This window comes from Limnohabitans sp., from assembly GCF_046052825.1.
Classification (GTDB): Bacteria; Pseudomonadota; Gammaproteobacteria; order Burkholderiales; family Burkholderiaceae_C; genus Limnohabitans.
On the sequence record NZ_JAVLFP010000023.1, the window covers coordinates 1 to 6537 of the forward strand.

A 6537-nucleotide genomic window follows, 5' to 3' on the forward strand; every position below is an offset into this window, starting at 1 on the left:
CCAAACACAGCCGCCGCCACGGCGGTGAGCAGCGGTGCACACACCAAGGTCAACTCCATGGGCATGTTCGCGCGCAAAGCCAGCAAGGCGGCCACATAAGCCCCCAACCCAAAGTAAGCGGCGTGACCAAACGAATGCATGCCGGCAGGCCCCATGATGAAGTGCAAGCTGCAGGCAAACAACGCGGCCGTCAGCAGGTCAATCGCCAACACGGTGGTGTAGGGCGACTGCGCGGTCAACAGGGGCAAGGCCCACAGCACCAGCCCACACAACACCCACACCAGCAGTTGACCGCGACCGCCCAAGCGCAGCGGGGCCTCGGCTTCGCCGCCATGGCGCGGCGTGCTTTGGGGTTTGCCCATGAGGCCCCAGGGGCGCACCATCAGCACCACCGCCATCACCAAAAATTCGGCCACCAGGGTGAGCTTGGAAAATGCGAACGACATGCCCCACAGCTCCACCGTGCCCAGGCCCACGCACAGGGCTTTGATCTCGGCAATCATCAGCGCCGCCACATAGGCCCCCGGAATCGAGCCCATGCCGCCCACCACCACGATCACAAACGCGTCGCCAATGGTCAGCAAGTCCAACCCCAAGTTGGCGGGTTCACGGGGCAGCTGCAAGGCACCACCCAAGCCCGCCAGTGCGCAGCCCAGGGCGAACACACTGGTGAATAACCAGCGTTGGTGGATGCCCAAAGCGCCCACCATTTCACGGTCTTGGGTGGCGGCACGCACCAAGGTGCCAAAGCGGGTGCGCGTGAGCAGCAACCACAACAGGCCCAGCACCACCGGACCAATGACGATCAACAGCAAGTCGTAGCTGGGAAAGCGACGACCCAAAATATCGACCGCACCGGACAAGCCCGGTGCGCGTGGGCCCAACAAATCTTCTGGGCCCCAAATCCACAAGGCCGCGTCTTTGATGACCAGCACCAAGGCAAACGTGGCCAGCAATTGAAACAACTCAGGCGCGCGGTAAATGCGGCGCAACAGCAGCATCTCCACCAAGCCGCCCAGCAGACCTGAGATGAGCGCGGCCAACAGCAGCAACCACCAAAAGCTCAGGGCCAAACCAACGGAGCGACCCACGTGCTCCACCAGCGAGTACGCGATGTAAATGCCAAGCATGAAAAACGAGCCATGGGCAAAGTTGACGATGCGCGTGACCCCGAAGATCAGCGACAGGCCCGCAGCGACCAAAAACAAAGAGGATGCACCGGCCAAGCCGTTGAGTCCTTGCACCACAAAGCCAGAAAAATCCATGTCTACATTTCCGTGAACATCCGCATGCAGCTGCAAGCGCTGCATGCGGACAGGGGCTGCTTAGTCGGCAGCGCGCAGTTTCTTGACTTCGTCGTTGCTCGGCTGGAAGGCCGCGCCGTCAAGGTAGCGGTAGTCAACCATCACGCCCTTGCCGTTGTCATTCTTGATGCGACCCACAAACGCACCCATGGTGGATTGGTGGTCTTGCGCACGAAAGCTCACTTTGCCAAACGGGCTGGTGAAGCTCAGGTCGCGGAACGACACCGCGAGTTTTTCAGAGTCGGTGCTGCCGGCTTTTTTGATGCCAGCGGCCAGTGCCTGAATCATGCTGTAGCCCACGATCGAACCCAGACGTGGGTAGTCGTTGAACTTGGCCTGGTAAGCACCCAAGAAGGTTTTGTGCTCAGCGGTGTTGATGCCGTTCCAGGGGTAGCCGGTGACGATCCAGCCGTTGGGCGTTTCGTCTTTCAGCGGGTCCAAGTACTCGGGTTCACCGGTCAGCAAGCTCACCACCTCACGGCCTTGGAACAGACCACGCGTGTTGCCTTCGCGCACAAACTTGGTCAAGTCAGCGCCAAACAACACGTTGAAGATGGCATCGGGCTTGGCGTCTGCCAGGGCTTGGGCTACTGCACCCGCGTCGACCTTGCCCAGTGCGGGCGCTTGTTCGGCCACGAACTCGACATCAGGCTGTGCGGCCTTGAGCAATTGCTTGAAGGTGGCGGCAGCCGATTGGCCGTATTCGTAGTTGGGGTAGACCACGGCCCAGCGTTTTTTCTTCAGCTTGGCGGCTTCAGGCACCAGCATGGCGGCTTGCATGTAGGTGGAGGCGCGCAGACGGAAGGTGTATTTGTTGCCACCTTGCCAAACAATTTTGTCGGTCAGAGGTTCGCCCGCCAAGAAGAAAAATTTCTTTTGCTTGGAGAAGTCGGCCACCGCCAAACCAATGTGTGACAGGAAGGTGCCACTCAGCACATCGACTTGTTCGCGTGACACCAGCTCTTCGGCCGCGCGCACGGCGTCACCGGGGGTGGCGTTGTCGTCACGGATGATGAGTTGGAGTTTTTTGCCGCTCACACCTCCGGCGGCGTTGATTTCGTCAACGGCCAGTTCCATGCCTTTTTTGTACGGCTCCAAGAAGGCGGGCTGGGCCTTGTAGCTGTTGATCTCACCGATCTTGATGACACCTTGTGCCATCGCCGGGGCAAGACCCCAGGCCAAGGCAGCGGCTGCGGCTGCACGGGTCAGACTGCGAAAACTCTTCATGCTGGCTCCTTTAAAAAACGAAACGTGAACGATAAACGAAACAAATCCAACCACCCTCAGCGCAGGCCGTCTTGGCCCACGATCTCAGACACTTGCAACCCCCCAATGCGCGGCGCGGGCCGACCGCTGTCGGTCACCACCACGGCCACCACCATTTCGTTGGCGCGCGGCGCGTCGCTCACACGGGCTTCCATCGCGTCAAAGTGGCTGCGTACAAAGGCGGCGTCTTTGTGGCCCAAGGGCACATCGATGATGGTGCCCAAGGTGCCGCGTTTTTTGGCCGAGGGCACCAACGCGGCGCCGTGGCTCACGGCTTTGCGCAGCGGCGCACCCAGTTTGGGGTGCAACACCGCCGCCGCGTGTTCAAGCTCGCCCGCTTCGCCCACGATGGCGGCTTTGCCGTAGCTTTGCGCTTGGTCGGGCGTGATGCCCAGGGCCTGCACGCAACGTTGGCCCAACAGACCGCCCAGCTCTTCGCCGATCTCGATCAGGGCATCGAGGTTGGCGCTGTAGCGGCCGGCGTAGGGGTTGTCGATCACGGCCATCGCCAGGGCGCGGCGTGTGGGTGGGTCAATGGCTTGACCGCCTTCGACATGGGTTTCGTCGACTTGCACGACGATCTTGCGAATATGGGCTTTCATGGGGTTCATTTCTCCTATCAGGCTAAGCAGGCTTCGTGCCCGGCAACTTCGATCTGACCTTGGCAACACAACAAGGCGGCGTGTATCAAACCTTGGGCTTGCAACTGGTGGGCATAGCGTTGACCACGTGTCAAGGCCTGGCTAATTTGGCAGGCGCTGAGCGGCGGCACATCCACCGTGACACAGCGTGTGCCCAAGTCGGCGTCGTCGCGCAACTGATTCGCGGCTTGACGCAGGATGCGTGGGTCGTCCACGTTGACGGCGTTGGCAATCAAGGTGGCGGCGGCGTCGGCCTGTGCAGCGGTGGCGGCCAACACGGTCACGCTGTCGGCAATGCCGAGCGACTGGCTGCGACCGCGCCAGCCGCTGGTGGCGATGCCACGCACGGGCATGTCGGCGCTGATGTGCAGCGCGCCATCAAGCACCCAGTCACTCAGCGGCGACTCACCCCAAGCGCGCGCGATGTCGCTCACCAAGCCAATGCGCACCGAGGTGCCGGCGGTGAGGTGCAGCGCAATGTCACCGCCGTTGTTGACCCAAGCGCGCGCAATGCCAGGGCCTTGGTAGCACGCCAGCACCGCTTGCGCCACGGCACCGGCCACGGCGGCCATGGGGGTGATGAAGCCGTCCGGGTGTGTGGGGCAAGGGGTGGCCAGTGGCGCACAGGCTTGCCACATGCTGCGTGCCATGGCACCGCGCAAGGGATTGTCCGCACGTGTTTGCACGGCTTGGCGCAGCTGGGGCAACTCGTGCACCAAGCTGGGCAGCATGGGTTGAAACGCGGCCCACGCGGCCTCGTGCGCGGCTTGCACGCAAGCGGCGTCACCGTCGGCCTGAATCACCAAGTCGATCGGGCCGTGCTGAAAATGCCAGCGTTGCGGGTCCAGGGCTTGGCGATGGGCTTGCATGGGTGGGTCAGCCCAACATCGGGGGTGTGTCCAGCGGCCAAGGGCTGTCGCTGGCAGGCGGCGCCACCCAACGCAGTTGCGTGGGCGCGCCGTCGTTGTGCCAAGCGCCGTGGCGCAGCGTGTCATCCAGGCTGCGCACAAAGCCCATGTGACCGCCCAAGGCTTGGTAGTCACTCAAGCGCATGGTGAACTCGATGGGCGCCACGATGGCCGGCGTGGGCACGGTGCCAAAGCTGCCGCGCGGCATGCGCAGCACATCGACCATCAAGGTGATGCCCCCGCCCGGCCACACATAAGACGGCGCGCCCCCGCACGTCACATTGACCAGCGCGCGTTTGATGGCGCGGGTCAGTTGCACCGGGTTGTCGGTCACGCCAGCCCGCAAGCTGCCGCCCGCGCCACCCAGGAACAACACCGACACCAACGAGGGTTCGCAGTTCTCGCCAATGCGCTCCACCACACGGCGCACGGCCTCGGGCATGTCGGCAACTTGGGGTTGCAGCTGATCATCGAGCACATACCACGCCGCATGTTCGCCGGTGGTGGAGGTCATCAACAAGCGCAAGCCAGGCCGTGCCACTTCCGGGTCCCAGTTGTCCAAAATCGACAGCGGGTCTTCGATGTCGGTGCCGCCCCAACCGGTGCCCGGATTGGCCACCTGAAAGTAACGACCTGGCGTGGACTTGCGCCCTTTGATGCGAATGCCGCTGGATGGAATATTCAAGCAGCGTCCGGCTTGGTGTTCGCTCAGCACCCCCGTGATGTGGTCGTCCACCACCACCACCTCGTCGCACAAGCCGAGCCACTGCTGGGCAAAGATGCCAATGGCGGCTGAGCCGCAGCCCACGCGCATGCGTTGCTCGGTCACACCGTTGACGATGGGCGCTTGGCCCGCTTGCAACACCACGGTGGCACCGCCGTCGATGGACACTTCCACCGCCTCGTGGTTGCCCAGGGCCTGCATCAGGTGCAGGGTGACGCGGCCTTCTTTTTTGCTGCCACCGGTCAGGTGGTGCACGCCGCCCAGGCTGAGCATTTGCGAGCCGTATTCGGCCGTGGTCACATGGCCCACCACTTCGCCCTTGCACAGCACAGCAGCTTGTTCGGGCCCGAGGTAGCGGTCGGTGTCGATCTTCACTTTCAAGCTGCAGTAGCTGAAGATGCCTTCGGTCACCACCGTCACCATGTCCACGCCACGCGATTGCGAGGCCACGATGAAGGGTGCAGGTTTGTAGTCGGGGTAGGTGGTGGAAGACCCAATGCCGGTGACAAACACACCGCGCGATGCGCTGGCGGCTTGGTCTTGGGCTTGAACCTTCAGGTCGCTGCGTGGCGTCAACGCTTCGGTGTCAGGCTCGGGCAGGGTGCCCTGGTGCAGCAGCACCACCGGATCGAGGCGCACCAACACGCCGTTGCGGTTGGCGTAACGGTCGCAGGCGCCCACACGGCCGTCTGAGATTTGGCACAAGACAGGACAGGCGTTGCACTCGACCTTGTTGCCGGCCATTTGCTCGTTGCGCGGTGTTGCGCGCTCCAGCCCCCAGTTTTGAGGGGCATCGTCAGGGCCTGGCAGGCCATCGCCTTTGGTGTGTGACGTCATGTTGTGGACTTCAATGTTTTTGTGTAGTATTCACGACAATTTGATGTTGCAAACACTACATGAAAACGCAATATAGAGCATTCGGTGTCGCTCGGCAAGAGGGACATTCACCACAGGACTCTCTTTTTTAACCTTTGGGCATTACCCATGAGTGCATTCCACGAAGAAGAAGTGTTGACGGTTCATCACTGGACCGACCGCTTGTTCAGCTTCACCACCACGCGTGACACTGCGCTGCGTTTCTCCAACGGCCACTTCACCATGATCGGCCTGCGCGTCAACGACAAACCCCTGCTGCGCGCCTACAGCATCGTCAGCCCCAACTACGAAGAGCACCTGGAGTTCTTGAGCATCAAGGTGCCAGACGGCCCCCTCACCTCGCGTCTGCAAAACATCCAGGTGGGCGACAAAATCATCGTGGGCCGCAAGCCCACCGGCACGCTGTTGATTGACTATGTGTTGCCCGGAAAAAACTTGTACCTGCTGTCCACCGGAACCGGCATGGCGCCGTTCTTGAGCGTCATCCGCGACCCCGACACCTACGAGCGTTTTGACAAAGTGATCTTGGTGCACGGCGTGCGCGAGGTCAAAGAGCTGGCCTACCACGACTACCTCACGCAAGAGTTGCCCCAGCACGAGTTCTTGGGCGAGATGGTGCGTGAGAAGTTTCTGTACTACCCCACGGTCACGCGTGAGCCATTCAAACACCAGGGGCGTCTGACCGATGCCATCGAGAGCGGCAAGCTGTTTGCCGACTTGGGCCTGCCGGCCTTTAACCCCACGGACGACCGCGTGATGATTTGTGGCGGCCCACAAATGCTCAAGGATTTGAAGCGCATGCTCGAAGAGCGTGGCTT

6 protein-coding genes are annotated in these 6537 nt (G+C 61.8%); 1 reads left to right on the forward strand and 5 read right to left on the reverse strand.

The window, feature by feature from the left end; translation table 11 throughout:
* From ACKWJN_RS02695 to ACKWJN_RS02715, 5 genes are all read right to left on the reverse strand, one after another.
* The coding region (locus ACKWJN_RS02695) for an ABC transporter permease subunit (protein WP_408594281.1) at window positions 1-1265 on the reverse strand (1265 nt) is incomplete at its 3' end.
* Between the two features lie 60 nt (window positions 1266-1325).
* Complete coding sequence (locus tag ACKWJN_RS02700; protein WP_408594271.1) at window positions 1326-2531, reverse strand: ABC transporter substrate-binding protein; 1206 nt, start codon at window positions 2529-2531, stop codon at window positions 1326-1328.
* A gap of 56 nt (window positions 2532-2587) precedes the next feature.
* Window positions 2588-3172 (reverse strand): amino acid synthesis family protein, encoded by a 585-nt coding sequence (locus ACKWJN_RS02705; RefSeq protein WP_408594273.1) that lies wholly within the window; start codon window positions 3170-3172, stop codon window positions 2588-2590.
* 17 nt (window positions 3173-3189) lie between these two features.
* The gene (locus ACKWJN_RS02710; RefSeq protein ID WP_408594275.1) at window positions 3190-4080 is read right to left on the reverse strand and encodes a UPF0280 family protein; all 891 of its coding nucleotides are present in this window, start codon (window positions 4078-4080) and stop codon (window positions 3190-3192) included.
* Window positions 4081-4087: 7 nt separating this feature from the next.
* Window positions 4088-5680 (reverse strand): 6-hydroxynicotinate reductase, encoded by a 1593-nt coding sequence (locus tag ACKWJN_RS02715; protein WP_408594277.1) that lies wholly within the window; start codon window positions 5678-5680, stop codon window positions 4088-4090.
* A 147-nt stretch (window positions 5681-5827) separates the two neighbouring features.
* Between ACKWJN_RS02715 and ACKWJN_RS02720 the strand changes: the two genes are divergently transcribed.
* The coding region (locus tag ACKWJN_RS02720) for a ferredoxin--NADP reductase (protein ID WP_408594279.1) at window positions 5828-6537 on the forward strand (710 nt) is incomplete at its 3' end.